Below are 17,483 nucleotides of genomic sequence, written 5' to 3'. Positions count from 1 at the left end.
CTAAGGCGCAGGTCGGGGCGGATTACAAAAGCCAACGCGCCGCCGCGTCAAAGCCCGATTCATTACAGATCGTTCAGGTTGGCCTCAGAGGCCGGTGTCGGGCGAGACGGGCTCGGCCTCCTCGTCCTTGATCAGGTGCTTCATGATGAAGAACACCTGCCAGATGCCGAACGCCGCCGAAGCGATCCAGAGGCCGCCCCGGAAGGCCACCCACGTATCATCGGATTGGGTGCGCCAGACGATCTCGTTGATGATCGCCACCGCCGCGAAATACAGGCCGTAGCGCAGGGTCAGCCCGCGCCAGCCCTCGTCCGTGATCCTGATCGCGTCGCCGAGCAGATATTTGAACGGATACTTCCCGAGCGGCAGCGAGCCCAGCAGGACGATGGCCAGCAGACCGTTCTGGATGGTCAGTTTGATCTTCAGCAGGGTCGGGTCATGGAAGACCAGCGTCAGCACGCCGAAGATCAGGGCGAAGCCGCCGGTCAGCAGCGGCAGCGGGGCCAGACGCTTCTCGACGATGTAGCCGACGATCAGCGCCAGAGCCGACGCGCCCACCAGCACCCAGGTCGCCTGAACCAGCGCTTCCTGTCCGTCCAGACCGCGCGCAAAGCGGTTCACCGCATAGGCGGCCATGAAGGCGACCAGCGCGCCGAAGTCGACGGCCTGCCGGATGTTTGAGTTGCGTTTCGAGGCCTCGGCCATGATCAGTCCTCCAGCCCCACCAGAGAGCGGGAAAACGCACGGGCGTCGAACGGTTGCAGATCCTCGATCCCCTCACCCACGCCGATCAGCTTGATCGGGGCGTCGGACGCCTGTGCGACGGGCACCAGCACCCCGCCGCGCGCGGTGCCGTCCAGCTTGGTCATGACCACGCCGGAGACATAGGCGGTGCGGCCGAAGATCTTCTCCTGTTCCAGCGCATTGCGGCCCACGGTGGCGTCGAGAACCAGCAGGGTCTCGTGCGGGGCGTCCGCGTCGATCTTTTTCAGCACCCGGACGATCTTCAAGAGTTCGTCCATCAGGGCCGACTTGTTCTGAAGCCGGCCGGCGGTGTCGATCAGCACGACATCGAAGCCCTCCTCCCGCGCCCGGGTATAGGCGTCGAAGGCCAGTCCGGCGGGGTCGGCGCCGTCGCGACGGCTCTCGAACGTCGCGCCGGCGCGCTCGGCCCACACTTTCAGCTGTTCGCGGGCGGCGGCGCGGAAGGTGTCGCAAGCCACGATCATGACCCTGGCGCCCTGCCCCGTCAGATCGGCGGCGATCTTGCCCAGCGTCGTCGTCTTGCCCGAGCCGTTGACGCCCACGAACAGGGTCACAAAGGGCTTCGGCCCTGACAGCGGTTCATATCGGGCCTGATGGTTGATCAGCTCGGCGGTGACGGCCTCGGCAAGGGCTTCCTTCACCTCGTGTTCATTGGCGCCCGCGCCGAAGCGCAGATCGCGGAAGCGCGCGACGATCCGGTCGGTCGCGGCCGGCCCCAGATCGCTTTCCAGCAGATGCTCTTCCAGCCCCTCCAGCGCCGCCTCGCTGAGCGGCTCCTTCACGAAGGTCGCGACGACCTGTTCGGTCATCTGCTTCGAAGAGCGGCTCAGGCCTTCGGTAAGGCGCGAGAACCAGCCTTTTTTCGGCGTATCGTTCATGGACCCGCTTTAGCGGGCGGACGTTTGCAGGTCACGGGCAATCGTGGCGAAGCTTCGCCTTTGCCTCTATATGAGCAAAAGACCTGCAGGGATCGCACCTTGGCCCAGACCTCGTTCCACGCGCCGGCTGCCCACGGCTTCGTCCGCGTCGCCGCCGCGACTCCGGTGGTGCACACCGCCGATCCGGTCGCCAATGCCGATGAGCATCTGGTGCTGATCGCGCAGGCGGGCGCGCAGGGCGTGGACCTGATCGTCTTTCCTGAGCTGAGCCTCAGCGGTTACGCCATCGACGACCTGCTGCTGCAGGACGCACTGCTCGGAGAGGTCGAGCGGCAGACCGCCCGGGTGGCCGAGGCGACCGGAGGCGGTCCCGTCGCCGTATTCGGCGCGCCCGTCATGGCGGGCGACCGGCTGTACAACTGCGCGGTCGTCGCCGGAAACGGCCGCATCCTCGGCGTCGTGCCAAAGACCTATCTGCCGAACTATCGCGAGTACTATGAGAAGCGTTGGTTCGCCTCGGGCGGCGACGTCGAGGCGATCTTCGAGGACTTCGGAATTGCAGGGCAGCCGGTCGAACTGGGAGCCAACCTGCTGTTCGCGGCAGCCGACCGACCCGGCTTCGTCTTCGGGGTGGAAATCTGCGAGGACTATTGGGCGCCCCTGCCGCCCTCGACGCGTCAGGCGCTGGCCGGAGCTCGCATCCTGCTGAACCTGTCGGCCTCCAACGTTCTTATCGGCAAGGCCGACGACCGGGCGGTGCTTTGCGCCAGCCAGTCGGCGCGCGCCATGGCGGCCTATGTCTTCACGGCCTCGGGCTGGGGCGAGTCGACGACCGACCTCGCCTGGGACGGCCAGTCGACCATCTACGAGCTCGGCGCCCGGCTGGCGGACAACGAACGGTTCTCGCTGGAGCCGACGCTGACGATCGCGGACATCGATGTCGAACGGATCGGCATGGAGCGCCTGCGAACCGGCACCTTCGCCGACTGCGCCGGGCGCGAGCTTCAGGGTTCGCGCTACGAGACCATCAGCTTCTCAGAGGCCGCGCCCGCCGACTCCGATCTGATCCGCCCCCTCGACCGCTTCCCCTTCGTCCCGGACGATCCTGCCCGGCTGGATCAGGACTGCTACGAGGCCTTCAATATTCAGGTGCAGGGGCTGATGCGGCGCCTGAAGGCGACGAACGGCAGGACGATCGTCATCGGCGTCTCGGGCGGGCTGGACTCGACGCAGGCCCTGCTGGTCGCCTGCCGCGCCTTCGACCGGCTGGGCCTGCCCCGGACCGGCATCCTCGGCTACACCATGCCCGGCTTCGCGACGTCGGAGGGCACAAAGTCCAACGCGTGGCGTCTGATGAATGCACTGGGGATCACCGGCGGGGAGATCGACATCCGCCCGGCAGCCGAGCGGATGCTGAAGGACATTGGCCATCCGTACTCTGATGGCCAGCCGGTCCACGACATCACCTTCGAGAACGTGCAGGCCGGACTGCGCACCGACTATCTGTTCCGGCTGGCCAACCAGAACGGCGGAATGGTGCTGGGCACCGGCGACCTGTCGGAGCTGGCGCTCGGCTGGGCCACCTATGGCGTCGGCGACCACATGAGCCACTACAACGTCAACGGCGGGGTGGCGAAGACGCTGATCCGCCACCTGATCCGCTGGGTGGCGACGAAACAGCACGAGGGCGCCACGGCCGACGTCCTGCACGCCATCCTCGACACCGAGATCTCACCCGAACTGGTCCCGGCGAAGGACGGGCAAATCCAGTCGACCGAGGCGACTGTCGGCCCCTATGCGCTGAACGACTTCTTCCTGTTCTACATCACCCGCTTCGGCCTGAAGCCGTCCAAGGTGGCGTACCTGGCGCATCAGGCCTGGAAGGACGCTTCGCGCGGCCACTGGCCCGCCGGCACGCCGGACGACGAGAAGATCACCTACGACCTCGCGACCATCAAACACTGGCTGCGCAAATTCCTGATCCGCTTCTTCCAGACCAGCCAGTTCAAGCGCTCCGCCCTGCCGAACGGGCCGAAGGTGGTCACCGGCGGCTCGCTGTCCCCGCGCGGCGACTGGCGCGCGCCGTCAGACGGCACGGCGCGGGTCTGGCTGGACGAGCTCGACGCGAACGTGCCCTAGGCCGAGGCCAGAACGGCAAGGCCGAGCAGCACCGGAATCAGGGGAAGAGAAACCCGTACAACAGGCACGAAGCGGCGCGTATGCGTGTCGATCTCACGGTAGCGTCGCGAGTACAGCTCCAGCAAATCGATCGTCTGCCCGGCCCCCAGAACGTTGCCGCCAAATCCGAAAAGCTGCGGGGTGGATGCCGGAAGGTCGCCGCTTTGCTTCAGGGCGTGAAGCCGCAGATCAAGGTAGAGCAGCAGGATCAAGGTCAGGATCACGTCCAGACCTAGCGCCGCCCATGCCGCGCCCGCCATGTCAGGGCAGCTCCGCCAGGAACGGGAATATCGCCGCCTTGGCTTCGGGCTCGTCCAGCATGGGGGCGTGGCCGACGCCGGGGACCTCGACGAAGTCCATCTTCGGCGCCCGCTTGCGCATCTTCGCCGCGATCTCCTCGCTGAGCAGGTCGGAGGTCTGGCCCCGCACCAGCAGCACGGGCCGGCCCCGCGTAAGCCGGGTGAACATCGGCCACAGGTTCGGAACCAGCGCCTTGGCCCCCGCCGCCCGGATCGGCACGGAGATGTCGGGGTCGTAGTTCAGCACCGGCGATCCGGTCTCGTCCTCACGGAAGACTCGGCGGGCGAAGGCGTCCCAGTCGGCGTCGCTGTAGTGCGGGAAGGCGATCTCATTGATCCGGCGCGCATAGGCGGCGGCCGCGGCCCAGTCCGGCGTCTCGACCGGCTGGCCGGAATAGGCGGCGATGCGGCCCAGTCCCACTGGCGAGACTTCAGGTCCGACGTCATTGATGATTGCGGCGGCGATGACCTTCGAGCGGATGGCGGCCAGCGCCATGGTGATCAGCCCGCCCATGGAGGTGCCCAGAAACACCGCCCGCTCGATCCCCGCCTGGCTCATCAGGGCCAGCACATCCTGCGCATAGACGGCGGGCTGGTAGGTCATCGGATCCGGCGCCGGATCGGAGCGCCCGCGCCCCCGCACGTCGATGGCCAGCACGCGGCGGCCGCTCTCTGCGATCAGGGGGGCGATATGCTCGAAGTCGGCCGCATTGCGCGTCAGGCCGTGGATGGCGATGACCGGCAGCTTCGCCTCGCCCGGCGCGGCGGCGTAGTCGCGGGCGTACAGGCTGAGCCCGTCAGAGGAGGTCCAGCGGCGGTCGACATAGGCTTGCGTCATACCGGAAAGATAATTCATCGCCGCGGGAAATGACACCGTCGGTCAGGTTTCGAGGGGAAGTCTGCGCACCAAGGCGTCCAGATCGTCGCCATCGAACAGATAGCCCCTCACGCCCGCGCGTCGCGCCGCCTCCGTATCGGACGGCTGGTCACCGATCATCAGGCTTCGTGCCGGATCGATCCCGTGGTCGGCGATGGCCCTGAGGAGCATGCCGGGGTTCGGCTTGCGATCGGGATGGTCGGGATGGCGATACTCGTCGATCACCGCATCAGCGTGAAACGGACAGGCGTAGACCGCCTCGATCCGCGCGCCCGCCTCCGTCAGCCGTTCGACCAGCAGGGCGTTGAAGGCGTGCATCCGCTCTTCGGTGAAATAGCCCCGCGCCACGCCCGACTGGTTGGTGACGATGATGCAGAGATAGCCGAGAGCATTCAGCCGCCGCACGGCCTCCACCGCGCCGGGCATCAGGCGCAGCTGGTCCTCGCGGTGCGGATAGCCCACGTCCTCGATCAGCACGCCGTCGCGGTCGAGGAAGGCGGCGGGTCGGCCTTCGGTCATAAGCGAGGATTAGGGCCCGGACACGAACCGTTGCAATCCCTCACGGGAAGTGACTCCATACGATTTGGCGCGACAGCGATCCATTTGGTAGGGAGCGCCCCACCCCGGCGCGGCGTTGTTCCCGCGCCCTGCTGCGTGGCCCGGCCCGCGAACGGAGATCATCCGATGACCATTCCCTTCATCGACCTTCAGGCGCAACGCCTTCGGCTGGGCGGCAGGATCGAGGCCGCCGTGGCCGACGCCGTGGTCGGCGGCGCCTGGGTCATGGGCCCGCAGGTGCGCCAGTTCGAGGCCGATCTGGCGGCGTTCGGCGGCGCGAAACACGCTCTGGGCTGCGCCAACGGCACCGACGCCCTGGCCCTGCCGCTGATGGCGTGGGGGATCGGGCGTGGCGACGCCGTCTTCGTGCCCAGCTTCACCTTCGCCGCCACCGCCGAGATCGTGCCGTGGTTCGACGCCGAGCCCGTCTTCATCGACGTGGACGAGAAGACTTACAACATGGACCCCGGCCATCTCGAGGCGGCTATCGAGGCGACGCTGAAGGAAGGCCGGCTGAAGCCGCGCGTGGTCATCGCCGTCGACCTGTTCGGCCAGCCCGCAGACTATCCGGCCATCAAGGCGATCTGCGACAAGCATGGCCTCAAGCTGATCTCGGATTCGGCGCAGGGGTTCGGCTGCACCATCGACGGCGAGCATCCGCTGAAATGGGCCGACATCACGACCACCAGCTTCTTCCCGGCCAAGCCGCTGGGCTGCTACGGCGACGGCGGGGCGGTGCTGACCAATGACGACGATCTGGCCCAGCTGATCGACTCCATCCGGGTGCACGGCAAGGCGGTCGAGCGTGATCTGGTCGGCCGGACCTTCGAGCACGAGACCAAATATCTGAACATGCGCATCGGCCTGAACAGCCGTCTGGACACCATCCAGGCCGCCGTCCTGATCGAGAAGCTGAAGGTCTTCGGTCAGGAGATCGAATGGCGCAACCGCATCGCCGCCCGCTACAACGAGGGCCTTCGCCCCCACGTCGCCGCCGTGCCCGACGTGCCCGCCGGAAACATCTCCAACTGGGCCCAGTACACGATCGAGCACGACGACCGGGACGGTCTGGCCGCCCACCTGAAGGAGCAGGGCGTGCCGACGGCGGTCTATTATCCGATCCCGCTGCATCTGCAGCCCGCCTATGACATGTACCCCCGCGGACCGCAGGGGCTGCCGGTCACCGAGCGGCTGAAGGACCGGGTGATCAGCCTGCCGATGCACTCGGACTTGGACGAGGCGACGCAGGACCGCATCATCGCCGCCGTCGCATCGTTCAAGGGCTGACCCGCATGACCGCAAACCTCGCCCCGCTCAAGATCGGCGTCGCCGGCGCCGGCGTGATGGGCCGCAACCACGCCCGCGTGCTCAGCGACATTCGCGACGTGAGCGTGGCCGCCATCTTCGATCCGGACGCGACCGTCGCCGACGGCGTGGCGTCGCTCTATGAGGCGAAGTCGGTCACGACGGCCGAGGATTTCGTCGCGGCGGGTCTCGACGCCGCCGTGGTGGCGACGCCCAACCGGACCCATGCCGACCTGTCGGTGGCCCTGCTGGAAGCCGGCGTCCACGTGCTGGTCGAAAAGCCGATCGCCGCGACCGTCGCCGACGCCCAGCGCATCATCGATGCGGCGAAGGCGAACAATCGGGTGCTGATGGTCGGTCAGGTCGAGCGCTTCAATCCGGCGGTCGAGGCGGTCAAGCGCGCCATCGCCGGCGAAGAGGTCATCTCCATCCAGATCACCCGCGTCGGCCCCTTCCCACCCCGCATGGGCGAAGTGGGCGTCGTTATCGATCTGGCGGTCCACGATATCGACATCATCCGCCATCTGACGGACTCGGAGATCACCGAGGTCCAGCCCCAGCTCGCCCGCACCAAGGCCGAGCGTGAGGATACGGCGCTGCTGCAGTTCCGGTTGGCCAACGGGACCATCGCCCACATCACCACCAACTGGGTGACCCCCTACAAGACGCGCACCCTGCAGGTGGCGACCAGGAGCAAGTTCATCGTCGCCGATCTGATGACCCGTCAGGTCACGGAGTATTTCGGCCAGCAGCCCGACGGCAGCTATTCCACGCGCGGCGTGATGAGCTGGCCGAACGAGCCGCTTAAGAAGGAGCTGGAGGCCTTCGCCCACGCCATCCGCACGGGCGAGACGCCCGCGGTCACCGGCGAGGACGGCCTCCGCAATCTGGAAGTCGCGCTCAGGTGTCTGGGCGAATGAGGCTGGAGGCGGCGGTTCTGGAGAACCGCTTCGTCCGTCTGGAGCCGTTCGAGGATCGCCATCGCGAGCCGCTGCGCGCCGCCTGCGACGCCGATCCGGAGCTGTGGCCCAGCCTCTATTACAACTCGCTGGGCGGCGCGGAATTCGACGGCGGCTGGACCGCCATCCGCGAGCAACAGGCGGCCGGGTCGCGCATCCCGTTTGCGGTGGTTCGGGACGGCGAGGTCGTCGGCCTGTCGACCTTCATCGACATCCGCCCCAAGGATCGCGCGGTCGAGATCGGCACGACCTACTATCGGCCGGACGCGCGGGGCGGCGTGGTCAATCCGGCCGCCAAACGCCTTCTGCTCCAGCATGCCTTCGACGCCGGCGCGGCCCGCGTCGCCTTTCAGGTCGACGCCGCCAACGCTCGCAGTCAGGCGGCGATGAGCAAGCTGGGCGCGGTCCGCGAGGGCGTGCTGCGCAACGACAAGATCACATGGACGGGCCGCACGCGCAGCTCGGTCTATTTCTCCATCCTCGCGGAAGAGTGGCCCGACATCCGGGCGCGGCTCGACGAAAGGCTTGCGGCTTTCGACTAACGATCAGGCGAACCCGGAGGCTCTGCGGGACCGGTAAGAGTCACCCGGAACCAGCATGAGAGTGAGGCTGAGCAAGACGAGAACGGCGAGCGCCGAAAGGTATCCGGGCCCCTCCATCAAGCCGAGGATCACGCCCGTCATGAAGATCGGCAGGCACCCCAGCGCCGCGAAAAAGACAGGGGTCAACCACCGTGTAATGCCCGCGTCCTTCAGCCGGCGAGCGATCGATACAAAGACGATGAGTGGGATCAGGATGCCTTTGACGATGCCAGCGACCGCGAGCGTCAGGCCGACCATTACCGTCGCGTCTTCCGGCGCCGAAGTGAATATCGCCGGCGCGCTCTGATCAACCTTTCCGAGGGCCTGATCCAGCAGGATGGCGGATCCCCAGATCAACAGGAACCCGAGGCGGCCGAGGGGCTGGCTCCATCCAAACATCACGCTACTCCACTGACCGCCAAGCTTTGCAGCCCGCGGTTGCCGGGAGGTGAACGCGCCAAAGCTCAGGCGTGAATGTCCACGTCCTTGCCGTCCTTCACCAGTAGCGCGCCCACGATGACCGTCAGCACCGCGATCGCGATCGGATACCAGAGACCGTAGTAGATATTCCCCGTGGCCGCGACCATGGCGAAGGCCGTGGTGGGCAGGAAGCCGCCGAACCAGCCGTTGCCGATGTGATAGGGCAGGGACATGGAGGTATAGCGGATGTTGGTCGGGAACATCTCCACCAGCGCCGCCGCGATCGGCCCGTAGACCATGGTCACATAGAAGACGAGCACGAACAGGATGCCGACGACCAGCGGCTTGTTCACCAGCGCGCTGTCGGCGTTGAGCGGATAGCCGGCCGAGGACAGGGCCTCGCCGAGGCTGGTTTCCCACGTCTTCTTCTGCCCGGCGAAGTCGGCTGCAGGCAGCGCCTCGCCCCGGAACGACGGAACCACAGAGGCGGACCCGATCCGCACCTCAGCCACCGTTCCGGCCGGGGCGGCGACGTTTTCATAGGTAACCCCGGCCTTCGCCAGGTACGATTTGGCGAGGTCGCACGAGCTGTTGAACTTCGCCTTGCCGACCGGATCGAACTGCACCGAACAGTCCACCGGGTCGGCGTAGACCGTGACCGGCGCGCTCGCGACCGCCGCGCCCAGTCGGGGATTGGCCGCGTCGGTCAGGGCGTGGAACAGCGGGAAATAGGTCGCGGCCGCCAGCAGACACCCGGCGAGAATGATCGGCTTGCGCCCGACCTTGTCCGACAGCCAGCCCCAGAAGATGAAGAAGGGCGTCGCCAGCAGCAGGGCGACGGCGATCAGCGTATTGGCCAGCGCGGCGTCGACCTTGAGAATCTTTTCGAGGAAGAACAGGGCGTAGAACTGGCCCGTGTACCAGACCACCGCCTGACCGGCGGCCAGACCGAACAGGGCGATCAGCACCAGCCTGAGGTTCGGCCATTTGCCGAAGCTGTCCTTCAGCGGCGTCGACGACCCCTTGCCCTCGGCCTTCATGCGCTGGAAGGCGGGGCTCTCCGCCAGCTTCAGCCGGATCCACAACGACACGCCCAGCAGCAGGATCGAGACGAGGAAGGGAATGCGCCAGCCCCAGTCCGCGAACGCCTGTTCGCCCAGCGTCACCCGCACGCCGAGGATGACCACGAGGCTGAGCATCAGCCCCGCCGTCGCCGTGATCTGGATGAAGCTGGTGTAGAAGCCGCGTTTGCCCGGCGGCGCATGCTCGGCCACATAGGTCGCGGCCCCGCCGTACTCCCCGCCCAGCGCCAGCCCCTGCACCAGCCGCATGGCCACCAACACCACCGGCGCCGCGATCCCGATCGCCGCATAGGACGGCAGCAAGCCGACCACGAAGGTCGATAGCCCCATCAGCAGCATGGTCACCAGAAAGGTGTTCTTGCGCCCCCACAGGTCGCCCAGCCGCCCGAACACGATCGCCCCGAACGGCCTGACGGCAAACCCCGCTGCGAACGCCATCAGGGCGAAGATGAACCCGGTGGTCTCGTTCACGCCCGAGAAGAACTGGGCCGTGATGATCGCCGCCAGCGACCCGTACAGATAGAAGTCGTACCACTCGATCACCGTACCGACGGACGAGGCGAGGATGACCAGACGGTCGTTGCGGTCGACCTTGTGCTCCGGTTCGGCGACGGCGTCGGTCATATCATTCCCCCTGAAGCCGACGTCAGCCGACAATCTGCATGCCCAGCCATTCCGCGATCAGCGCCGGCTTGTCGCCGCCCTCGATCTCGACGGTCAGCTCATGCTTGATCAGCCAGCGCCCGCCCCCCTTGTCCTCGGCCGACAGCAGCTTGAACCGGCCCCGCACCTTCGAACCGGCGGGCACAGGGGCGAGGAAACGCAGCTTGTCGAAGCCGTAGTTGACCCCCATCGCCACCCCCTCCAGCGGCTTCACCGCGTCATAGCTCATGGCCGAGGCGAGGCTGAGGGTCAGGAAGCCGTGGGCGATCGTGCCGCCGAACGGCGTCTGCTTCGCCAGCTCCGGGGTCACATGGATGAACTGATGGTCTTCGGTGACGTCGGCGAAGGCGTCGATGCGCGCCTGATCGATCTCGAACCACTTCGAGACCCCGACCTCGGTCCCGATCAGACCGGCGAGTTCCGTCGGCTTGGGCATGGCGCGTCTCCCCTGTTCAGGGTCACGCTAGCCGAGGCGTGGGAAAGGGCAAGGTCACCCCACGAACCGGCCCTCGATGATCTCCGCGAACAGGCCGGGGTCGATGTTGCCGCCTGACAGCACGACCGCCGTCGTCCTGCCCGCCGCCTCGACCTTGCCGGCCAGGAGCGCCGCCAGCGACACGGCGCCGCCCGGCTCGACCACAAGCTTCAGCACACGGAAGGCATAGGCCACCGCCGCCGCGACCTCGGCGTCGGACACGGTGACGACCCGCTCAAGCCGGCGGTTGATCGGGAAGGTCAGCTCGCCCGGCCGGTCGGTCATCAGGGCGTCGCAGATCGACGGTTTCGCCACCGGCGCATGGGTCAACCGCTCCCCCGCCTGAAGCGACAGGAAGGTGTCGTTATAGGCCTCCGGCTCCACACCGATCACCGGCGTCTGCGGCGCCAGCGCCGCCAGAGACAGGTTGATGCCCGCGATCAGCCCGCCGCCCGAGGCGCCGCACAAAAGCTGGTCGATATCGGCCCCCTCGGCCTGCGCCTGCTCGACAATTTCCAGTCCCGTCGTGCCCTGCCCCTCGATCACGAACGGATCGTCGAAGGGACGGACCAGCACGGAGCCGCGCGTGCGGGCGATCTCCTCGCCGATGGCCTCGCGGCTCTCAGTGTAGCGATCGTACATCCGCACCTCGCCGCCGAAGCCGATGACGCCCTGGACCTTCACCTTCGGGCTGTCGGCCGGCATGACGATGATGGCGCTGGTCCCCATCATCTGCGCCGCCGCCGCCACCGCCTGCGCGTGGTTGCCGGAGGAATAGGCGACCACGCCGCGCTTCAGCTCATCGGGGGTCAGCCGGCTGATGCGGTTGTAGGCGCCGCGGAACTTGAAGGCTCCGGCCCGCTGCAGGTTTTCGGCTTTCAGCAACACCCGCCCGCCCAGCCGTTCGTTCAGGGCCGGACTCTCGATCAGGGGTGTGCGGACGGCGTGGCCGGCGATCTGGCGGGCGGCGTCGCGGACGCCTTCGAAGGAGGCTGTATGCATGTCGTGCATTTAGCCGCATCTGCTCGCTTGTCGAGACGACGGACGCCGCGCAGGATCAGCGGATGGACCTCTACCGGATCATAGACCCGCAACTCGCCAGACGAGCAGCAGCCGAACGATGGACCATCTTTACCGAATGGGGCGACGCGCCTGCGCGGTTCTTTTACATCAGCGGTTCATTGCCCGGGGACTGCTTTCAGATCTCCATCGACCCGCCTGAAGCCGAAGCGATAGCCATTACTGCGAGATCCGTAGACACCGACCACGGTCTGGAATTCGAGCAAACATGGAGGGGAACAACAGCGGGGTTTGGGGACGCTCTGGAGCTGGCCATCCAGAGGGTCGAGGCATGGAAACGACGCGAGACATGACCCGCCTGATCCTTGCCATCGACCAGGGCACGACCTCCACCCGCGCCATCGCCTTTGAGTGCAGCGAAGACGGCGCCCTGCGGCCCGTCGCCGTGAGCCAGATCGAGCTGGAGCAGCATTTCCCCAAGCCCGGCTGGGTCGAGCATGACGCCGGCGAGATCTGGACCGCGACGCTGCAGACCTGTCGCGAGGTGGTGCGCAAGGGCGGCGGTATCGGCCGGTTCGCCGCGGTCGGCATCACCAACCAGCGCGAGACCTCGGTACTCTGGGACGCCGCGACCGGCGAACCCCTGCACCGCGCCATCGTCTGGCAGGATCGCCGCACCGCCGAGGCCACTGGCCGGCTGGCGGCGGCCGGGCATGAGCCAGAGGTGCAGGCCGCGACGGGCCTGATCCTCGACCCCTATTTCTCCGCCTCGAAATTCGCCTGGCTGCTGGACGCCGTGCCCGGATCGCGCGAGCGGGCGGCGCGGGGCGAGGTGAAGCTGGGTACGATCGAGAGCTGGCTGATCTGGAAGCTGACCGGCGGCGCCAGCCACGTCACCGACGCCACCAACGCCAGCCGCACCAGCCTGATGGACCTGCGGACGATGCAGTGGCGACCGGATCTGGCCGACCTGTTCGGCGTGCCGATGGAGGCCCTGCCGGACATCCGGGGCTGCGCCGATCATCTCGGCGACTGCGAGCCGTCCCTGTTCGGGGCCGCCCTGCCGATCCATGGCGCGGCGGGGGACCAGCAGGCGGCGTTGGTCGGGCATGGCGCGCTGAACGCCGGCGACGCCAAGATCACCTACGGCACCGGCGCGTTTCTGGTGGCCAATGTCGGCGACGCGCCGGTGACCTCGACAAGCCGTCTGCTCGGCACCCTCGGCTATGCAGTCGGGGATGTGACGGCCTATGCGCTGGAGGGGTCGATCTTCTCGGCCGGCTCGGCGATCCAGTGGCTGAGGGACGGGCTGAAGGTCATTTCGGAATCGCGCCAGTCCGAGGCCATGGCGTCCGGCCTGAAGGACAACGGCGGCGTCTATCTGGTCCCCGGCTTCACCGGACTGGGGGCGCCGTGGTGGGAACCGGGGGCGCGCGGAACCATCGTCGGGCTGACCCGCGACAGCGGACCGGCGCATATGGTGCGGGCTGCGCTCGAAAGCCTCGCCTACCAGACCCGCGACCTGCTGGACGCGCTGGAGAAGGACGGTGCGCCTAAGCTGTCGGTGCTCCGCGTCGATGGCGGGGTCACCGCCAACGCCTTCGCCATGCAGTTCGTCGCTGACATCTGCGAGGTGACGGTCGAGCGGCCGGCGTTTCAGGAGATGACGGCGCTGGGGGCCGCCAAGCTGGCCGCGCTCGGCGTCAGCCTGATCCCGGACCTGAAGGACCATCCCGTCGAGGCCCCGGCCCGCTGGACGCCGCGAATGGGGCCGGACGAGCGGGAACGGCTGCTGAAGGGCTGGCGCGGGGCGGTGCGCGCGGCCATCATCGCCGCCCAATGACTGATCCCGCCCTCACCGATCCCCAGTCCACCTTCTCGGGCACCCGGGACGTCGACCCGCGTCACGCACTGGACGTCGCCGCGCTGGACGCGTGGATGCGCGAACACGTCGACGGCTACGAGGGCCCGCTGACCCTGCGGCAGTTCAAGGGCGGGCAATCCAATCCGACCTATGAGCTGACGACTCCGGGACGGACCTACGTCCTGCGCCGCAAGCCGCCTGGAACCCTGCTGCCCAGCGCCCACGCCGTGGACCGCGAGTTCACCGTCATTTCGGCCCTGCACGCACAGAGCTACCCCGTCGCCAGACCACGTGCTCTGTGCACGGACGATGCGGTGATCGGCTCCATGTTCTACGTCATGGACAAGGTCGAGGGCCGGGTCCTGTGGGACCTGAAACTGCCCGGCATGGAGCCGGACCAGCGCCGCGCCATCTATGAGGCGCAGGTCGATACGCTGGCGGACCTGCATCGCTTTGATCCCGCCGCCATCGGGCTGGGCGACTACGGCAGGCCCGGCAACTATTTCGAGCGGCAGGTGGGGCGCTGGACCAAACAGTACCGCGCCTCCGAGATCGACCCGATCCCGGCCATGGACCGCCTCATCGCCTTCCTGCCCGACAGTTTGCCGGCCGAGGCCGCGCCCCGCATCGTCCACGGCGATTTCCGCCTCGACAACCTGATCCTCGCCCCGGATGGCCCCGAGGTCCGCGCCGTGCTGGACTGGGAGCTGTCGACGCTGGGCGATCCGATGGCGGACTTCTCCTACCTGCTGATCGGCTGGGTCATTCCGGCGACGCAGCGGAACGGGCTGGCGGGGGCCGACATCGCGGCGCTCGGCATTCCGTCGGTGGAAGAGACGGTCGCCCGCTATGCGGCGCGTACCGGCGCGGCGCCGGCCAACCTCGACTGGCTGTTCGCCTACAATCTGTTCCGGCTGGCCGCCATCTGTCAGGGCATCGCCGGCCGGGTCCGCGACGGCACCGCCGCCAGTCCCCAAGCGAAGCTGATGGCCGGGCAGGTACCGACCCTGGCGGAGGGCGCCTGGTCGTTCGCGCGGAAGGCCGGGGCCTAGCCGGGGTCGCCCACGAGGCTGAACGGCGCCCAGTAGGCCGGATGCGACCAGCGCGGATCCTTTCGCACCTCGCGCACCCCCGCCTGCAAGGCGCGTGCCCGGGCTGCGGGCCGGGCGCCGCCCGCGTCCAGATCGGCGAAGGCGGAGGTGATCAGGGTCGTCGTGGCCGCGTCCGACACCGCCCAGTGCGACACCAGCACCGATCGCGCTCCGGCGTAGAAGAAGGCCCGCGCCAGCCCGGACAAGCCCTCTCCGCCCGGCCGCCCGTCCGAGGCCGCGGTATTGCAGGCCGAGAGAACCACGAACTCCGCGTTCAGCCTCAGCTGCGCCGCCTCCGACGCCGACAGATAGCCGTCATCCAGCTCGCTGGCCTCATCCGGCGGCGTGAGCACCAGACCCGGCTCGGCTGCGGCGGCGCCCGCCATCAGACCGTGGGTGGAGAACAGCACATAGCGGGCTTCCGACAGGGCGCCGCGATCGTCGGCCTTCACCGCGCCTTCCGTCGCCTCCGCGCCCATCCGGACGAGGGCGGAGGGATAACGCGCCTTCAGCGCCTCAAGCTCCTGCTGCGACCCCTTCAGATACGGCAGGGCGCGCAGCTTCGCGACGTCCGCCAGCCGCCCCCCGCCGATCATGTCCGCACCCTCCGCGCCGCGCCCGCTGTCATCCGGGGCGCCCGTCAGCAACGGCGCGCCATAGGCCGCGAGCGGCGAGCCGGTCGGGCGGGCGGGCCGGGCCGCGGGTCCGCCCGTGAGACACCCGGGGCTGCGCGTCCCGGCGCTGGCCAGATGGCAGCGCAGGGATTCCAGACTGGACACCGACGGCAGGGCCGCCAGCGCATAGCGGTCGATCAGCCACGGCGTGGCGGCCAGCGCGCGTCGGGACGCATCCCGGCCATGCGGCGGGGCCGTGGTCAGGACAGAGAACGGCAGGGTCGCCAAGGAGCCGGTCGCGACCGTCACCAGCGTCGTCTTGCCCTCGAACGCTGCCTCCACCGGCCGGACAAGCTCCGTATACAGATCATACGCGACCGCCCGTTGAAACACCGGCGGCTGGGGCCCGGCGTAGAGGGCCAGATTATCGCCCCGCGCCGCCGTCGCGGTCAGCGACGACCGCAGGGTCTGCACGGCGGCATCGATCTCCGTCTCGCCCAGATCGGACCGCGCCCAGACGACGCGCTCGCGGGTGACGCCCCAGACATAGGTCGCTTCCGGATTGACCAGCACCAGCAGCAGGGCCTCGTCCGGCTTCAGCAGGGCCTGCACCCGGTCGACGGCGAGCGCCCGCGGGTTGGTCAGATCGGCATAGGCGGGAAAGCGCGCCCGGATGTCCACATCGGCGGCGGCGAGGTCGCGATTGGCGGCCTCCCACGCCTGTCGCGCTTCGGCGCGGGCGGTCAGGGCCGCGGCGTCCTCGCTGACGTAGAGGCCTTCCAACCTGCGCTCCAGCCGGTCGCGCTCGACCACCAGCGCCTCGCGCCGCTCGGCCAGCCGGGCCAGCGCGTCGTCGCCCTGCGCAAAGCGGGCGGATACGAGGGCGAGCGCGTCGGCGGCCTCTGAAGACATGGCCCACTGCGCGGCCTCGAAGGCCTGCGCGCGCAGGGCGTCCGGCGTGTCGTCACGCGCGGGTGCGGACGCCGGAACCAGCAAGGCCAGGGCCGCCAGTCCGATCAGCCCCCGCTTCAGTGATCCGCTCAGGCCGCCCCCAGCCCCCGCCATGGCGTCTCCTAGTTGCTGAGCACCTGGACCTTGGTCCAGACCGCGCCGCGATTGACGATGTCGATCCGCATCTTGCCGCCGCTGCGCGGTGCGATGGTGCAAACCGGATAGTGGTCGCCGAAGCCGTCGGTGCAGACCGCGCGTCCCCGCTCGTCCAGCACCATCAGGTTGATGTCGGTGTCCCCGTCACCGATGGCCGCGACGCGCAGCACCTCGCCCGCGCGGGCGTTGACCTCAAAGCCCCAGCGCTCGCGTGCCCTCAGCTGTTTGACCGTCGACACCGGCCCGGCCCCGAACGGCGAGTCCGCGACGCCCCGTAGGGCGGCGGACGGCGCCGCTGGCGCAACGGCGCCCGAGGCCACCCGCGAGCCGGTCACCACGATCTCGTCCAGCGCATCGGCGAGTTCCTCATCGCCGGGTCGTAGCGCACGCGCCTCGGCCATCAGGGCTTCGGGCGTCAGGAAGCCTGCTCCCGGATCGCCGGCCTGACCCTCGCGCATCGGCACCTCGGCCAGAAGCCGGGCGGCCATGACCAGCGCACCGGGATCGCGGCGCTCGCGGCCCCAGGCGGCCAGTTCGGCGGCGGTGACGGTCTGGGCGACGCCTTTCGCCTCCGGAGTGATCAGGGCCTCGCGGTCCTGTCGGGCGATGGCCGTGGTGCCGCAGGCGGCGGCGACAGCCCCGGCCGCGACGAGGGCGGCGAGCGCGAACTTGCCCGATGTCATGACGTCACCTCGATGCCGCGCCCCGTCGTCACGGGGCCGATCATGCACTGTCCCGCTCCGGCGG

The 17,483-nt window shown here is 68.3% G+C and carries 18 protein-coding genes; 7 read left to right on the top strand and 11 right to left on the bottom strand.

Annotated features, from left to right (window positions below; translation table 11 throughout):
* Positions 1-84: 84 nt before the first annotated feature.
* Both ACIQC9_RS13135 and ftsY read right to left on the bottom strand, forming a co-directional pair.
* The gene (locus ACIQC9_RS13135; protein ID WP_400616623.1) at positions 85-705 is read right to left on the bottom strand and encodes an inner membrane-spanning protein YciB; all 621 of its coding nucleotides are present in this window, start codon (positions 703-705) and stop codon (positions 85-87) included.
* Between the two features lie 2 nt (positions 706-707).
* Positions 708-1,643 carry a signal recognition particle-docking protein FtsY gene (gene ftsY, locus ACIQC9_RS13130; RefSeq protein ID WP_400616620.1) on the bottom strand — a complete coding sequence of 312 codons (936 nt, stop codon included), beginning with the start codon at positions 1,641-1,643 and terminating at the stop codon, positions 708-710.
* 99 nt (positions 1,644-1,742) lie between these two features.
* Between ftsY and ACIQC9_RS13125 the strand changes: the two genes are divergently transcribed.
* On the top strand, positions 1,743-3,782 hold the full coding sequence (locus ACIQC9_RS13125; protein ID WP_400616617.1) for an NAD(+) synthase: 2,040 nt from the start codon (positions 1,743-1,745) through the stop codon (positions 3,780-3,782).
* On the opposite strand, the gene ACIQC9_RS13120 is transcribed toward ACIQC9_RS13125, so the two are convergent.
* The 3 genes from ACIQC9_RS13120 to ACIQC9_RS13110 are packed head-to-tail and all read right to left on the bottom strand — an operon-like array spanning position 3,779 to position 5,516.
* Positions 3,779-4,081: a hypothetical protein gene (locus tag ACIQC9_RS13120; RefSeq protein ID WP_400616615.1), complete on the bottom strand. Its 303-nt coding sequence runs from the start codon at positions 4,079-4,081 to the stop codon at positions 3,779-3,781. The two genes, ACIQC9_RS13125 and ACIQC9_RS13120, sit on opposite strands and share 4 nt — an antisense overlap.
* A gap of 1 nt (position 4,082) precedes the next feature.
* Positions 4,083-4,958, bottom strand: coding sequence for an alpha/beta fold hydrolase (locus tag ACIQC9_RS13115; protein WP_400616612.1), 876 nt, complete (start codon positions 4,956-4,958; stop codon positions 4,083-4,085).
* 42 nt (positions 4,959-5,000) lie between these two features.
* Positions 5,001-5,516, bottom strand: coding sequence for a D-glycero-alpha-D-manno-heptose-1,7-bisphosphate 7-phosphatase (locus tag ACIQC9_RS13110; protein ID WP_400616609.1), 516 nt, complete (start codon positions 5,514-5,516; stop codon positions 5,001-5,003).
* A 165-nt stretch (positions 5,517-5,681) separates the two neighbouring features.
* Here ACIQC9_RS13110 and ACIQC9_RS13105 point away from each other — a divergent pair, with 165 nt between their 5' ends.
* From ACIQC9_RS13105 to ACIQC9_RS13095, 3 genes are read left to right on the top strand one after another with little or no spacing between them, the layout of a single operon-like run.
* Entirely contained in the window at positions 5,682-6,842 is a 1,161-nt protein-coding gene (locus ACIQC9_RS13105) for a DegT/DnrJ/EryC1/StrS family aminotransferase (RefSeq protein ID WP_400616606.1), read from the top strand.
* A gap of 5 nt (positions 6,843-6,847) precedes the next feature.
* Positions 6,848-7,780, top strand: a complete 933-nt coding sequence (locus ACIQC9_RS13100) for a Gfo/Idh/MocA family protein (protein WP_400616603.1) — start codon at positions 6,848-6,850, stop codon at positions 7,778-7,780.
* Complete coding sequence (locus ACIQC9_RS13095) at positions 7,777-8,361, top strand: GNAT family N-acetyltransferase (protein WP_400616600.1); 585 nt, start codon at positions 7,777-7,779, stop codon at positions 8,359-8,361. Before ACIQC9_RS13100 ends, ACIQC9_RS13095 begins: the two co-directional genes overlap by 4 nt.
* 3 nt (positions 8,362-8,364) lie before the next feature.
* Here the strand turns inward: ACIQC9_RS13095 and ACIQC9_RS13090 are convergent, their stop codons facing one another.
* The 4 genes from ACIQC9_RS13090 to ACIQC9_RS13075 all read right to left on the bottom strand — a co-directional run bounded on the left by ACIQC9_RS13090 (position 8,365) and on the right by ACIQC9_RS13075 (position 12,042).
* Positions 8,365-8,757 (bottom strand): hypothetical protein, encoded by a 393-nt coding sequence (locus tag ACIQC9_RS13090; protein ID WP_400616598.1) that lies wholly within the window; start codon positions 8,755-8,757, stop codon positions 8,365-8,367.
* A 107-nt stretch (positions 8,758-8,864) separates the two neighbouring features.
* Positions 8,865-10,526, bottom strand: a complete 1,662-nt coding sequence (locus tag ACIQC9_RS13085; protein ID WP_400616596.1) for an MFS transporter — start codon at positions 10,524-10,526, stop codon at positions 8,865-8,867.
* Positions 10,527-10,548: 22 nt separating this feature from the next.
* Positions 10,549-11,001: a MaoC family dehydratase gene (locus tag ACIQC9_RS13080; protein WP_400616594.1), complete on the bottom strand. Its 453-nt coding sequence runs from the start codon at positions 10,999-11,001 to the stop codon at positions 10,549-10,551.
* Positions 11,002-11,055: 54 nt separating this feature from the next.
* Positions 11,056-12,042 carry a threonine/serine dehydratase gene (locus ACIQC9_RS13075; RefSeq protein ID WP_400616591.1) on the bottom strand — a complete coding sequence of 329 codons (987 nt, stop codon included), beginning with the start codon at positions 12,040-12,042 and terminating at the stop codon, positions 11,056-11,058.
* A 62-nt stretch (positions 12,043-12,104) separates the two neighbouring features.
* Here ACIQC9_RS13075 and ACIQC9_RS13070 point away from each other — a divergent pair, with 62 nt between their 5' ends.
* Genes ACIQC9_RS13070 through ACIQC9_RS13060 form a run of 3 tightly spaced genes read left to right on the top strand, consistent with a single transcriptional unit; the run spans position 12,105 to position 14,976 of the window.
* Entirely contained in the window at positions 12,105-12,413 is a 309-nt protein-coding gene (locus ACIQC9_RS13070) for a hypothetical protein (protein WP_400616589.1), read from the top strand.
* Positions 12,410-13,903: a glycerol kinase GlpK gene (gene glpK, locus ACIQC9_RS13065; protein ID WP_400616587.1), complete on the top strand. Its 1,494-nt coding sequence runs from the start codon at positions 12,410-12,412 to the stop codon at positions 13,901-13,903. The genes ACIQC9_RS13070 and glpK overlap by 4 nt, the downstream gene beginning before the upstream one ends.
* Positions 13,900-14,976 (top strand): phosphotransferase family protein, encoded by a 1,077-nt coding sequence (locus ACIQC9_RS13060; protein ID WP_400616585.1) that lies wholly within the window; start codon positions 13,900-13,902, stop codon positions 14,974-14,976. The genes glpK and ACIQC9_RS13060 overlap by 4 nt, the downstream gene beginning before the upstream one ends.
* Here ACIQC9_RS13060 and ACIQC9_RS13055 read toward each other — a convergent pair.
* Positions 14,973-16,694 carry a CHAT domain-containing protein gene (locus tag ACIQC9_RS13055; RefSeq protein ID WP_400616583.1) on the bottom strand — a complete coding sequence of 574 codons (1,722 nt, stop codon included), beginning with the start codon at positions 16,692-16,694 and terminating at the stop codon, positions 14,973-14,975. The two genes, ACIQC9_RS13060 and ACIQC9_RS13055, sit on opposite strands and share 4 nt — an antisense overlap.
* Positions 16,695-16,702: 8 nt before the next feature.
* Positions 16,703-17,419 carry a hypothetical protein gene (locus tag ACIQC9_RS13050; RefSeq protein ID WP_400616581.1) on the bottom strand — a complete coding sequence of 239 codons (717 nt, stop codon included), beginning with the start codon at positions 17,417-17,419 and terminating at the stop codon, positions 16,703-16,705.
* Between the last annotated feature and the right edge of the window lie 64 nt (positions 17,420-17,483).

Source organism: Brevundimonas sp. NPDC092305 (genome assembly GCF_044755415.1).
Taxonomy (GTDB): Bacteria; Pseudomonadota; Alphaproteobacteria; order Caulobacterales; family Caulobacteraceae; genus Brevundimonas.
The sequence above is the reverse complement of the archived record's forward strand: the minus strand, read 5'-3'. Positions and strand labels throughout refer to the sequence as shown.

Coding starts and splice junctions, on each gene's coding strand:
- ACIQC9_RS13135 (WP_400616623.1), bottom strand. CDS start 705: ATGGCCGAGGCCTCGAAACGCAACTCAAACATCCGGCAGGCCGTCGAC.
- ftsY (WP_400616620.1), bottom strand. CDS start 1,643: ATGAACGATACGCCGAAAAAAGGCTGGTTCTCGCGCCTTACCGAAGGC.
- ACIQC9_RS13120 (WP_400616615.1), bottom strand. CDS start 4,081: ATGGCGGGCGCGGCATGGGCGGCGCTAGGTCTGGACGTGATCCTGACC.
- ACIQC9_RS13115 (WP_400616612.1), bottom strand. CDS start 4,958: ATGACGCAAGCCTATGTCGACCGCCGCTGGACCTCCTCTGACGGGCTC.
- ACIQC9_RS13110 (WP_400616609.1), bottom strand. CDS start 5,516: ATGACCGAAGGCCGACCCGCCGCCTTCCTCGACCGCGACGGCGTGCTG.
- ACIQC9_RS13105 (WP_400616606.1), top strand. CDS start 5,682: ATGACCATTCCCTTCATCGACCTTCAGGCGCAACGCCTTCGGCTGGGC.
- ACIQC9_RS13100 (WP_400616603.1), top strand. CDS start 6,848: ATGACCGCAAACCTCGCCCCGCTCAAGATCGGCGTCGCCGGCGCCGGC.
- ACIQC9_RS13095 (WP_400616600.1), top strand. CDS start 7,777: ATGAGGCTGGAGGCGGCGGTTCTGGAGAACCGCTTCGTCCGTCTGGAG.
- ACIQC9_RS13085 (WP_400616596.1), bottom strand. CDS start 10,526: ATGACCGACGCCGTCGCCGAACCGGAGCACAAGGTCGACCGCAACGAC.
- ACIQC9_RS13080 (WP_400616594.1), bottom strand. CDS start 11,001: ATGCCCAAGCCGACGGAACTCGCCGGTCTGATCGGGACCGAGGTCGGG.
- ACIQC9_RS13075 (WP_400616591.1), bottom strand. CDS start 12,042: ATGCATACAGCCTCCTTCGAAGGCGTCCGCGACGCCGCCCGCCAGATC.
- ACIQC9_RS13070 (WP_400616589.1), top strand. CDS start 12,105: ATGGACCTCTACCGGATCATAGACCCGCAACTCGCCAGACGAGCAGCA.
- glpK (WP_400616587.1), top strand. CDS start 12,410: ATGACCCGCCTGATCCTTGCCATCGACCAGGGCACGACCTCCACCCGC.
- ACIQC9_RS13060 (WP_400616585.1), top strand. CDS start 13,900: ATGACTGATCCCGCCCTCACCGATCCCCAGTCCACCTTCTCGGGCACC.
- ACIQC9_RS13055 (WP_400616583.1), bottom strand. CDS start 16,694: ATGGCGGGGGCTGGGGGCGGCCTGAGCGGATCACTGAAGCGGGGGCTG.
- ACIQC9_RS13050 (WP_400616581.1), bottom strand. CDS start 17,419: ATGACATCGGGCAAGTTCGCGCTCGCCGCCCTCGTCGCGGCCGGGGCT.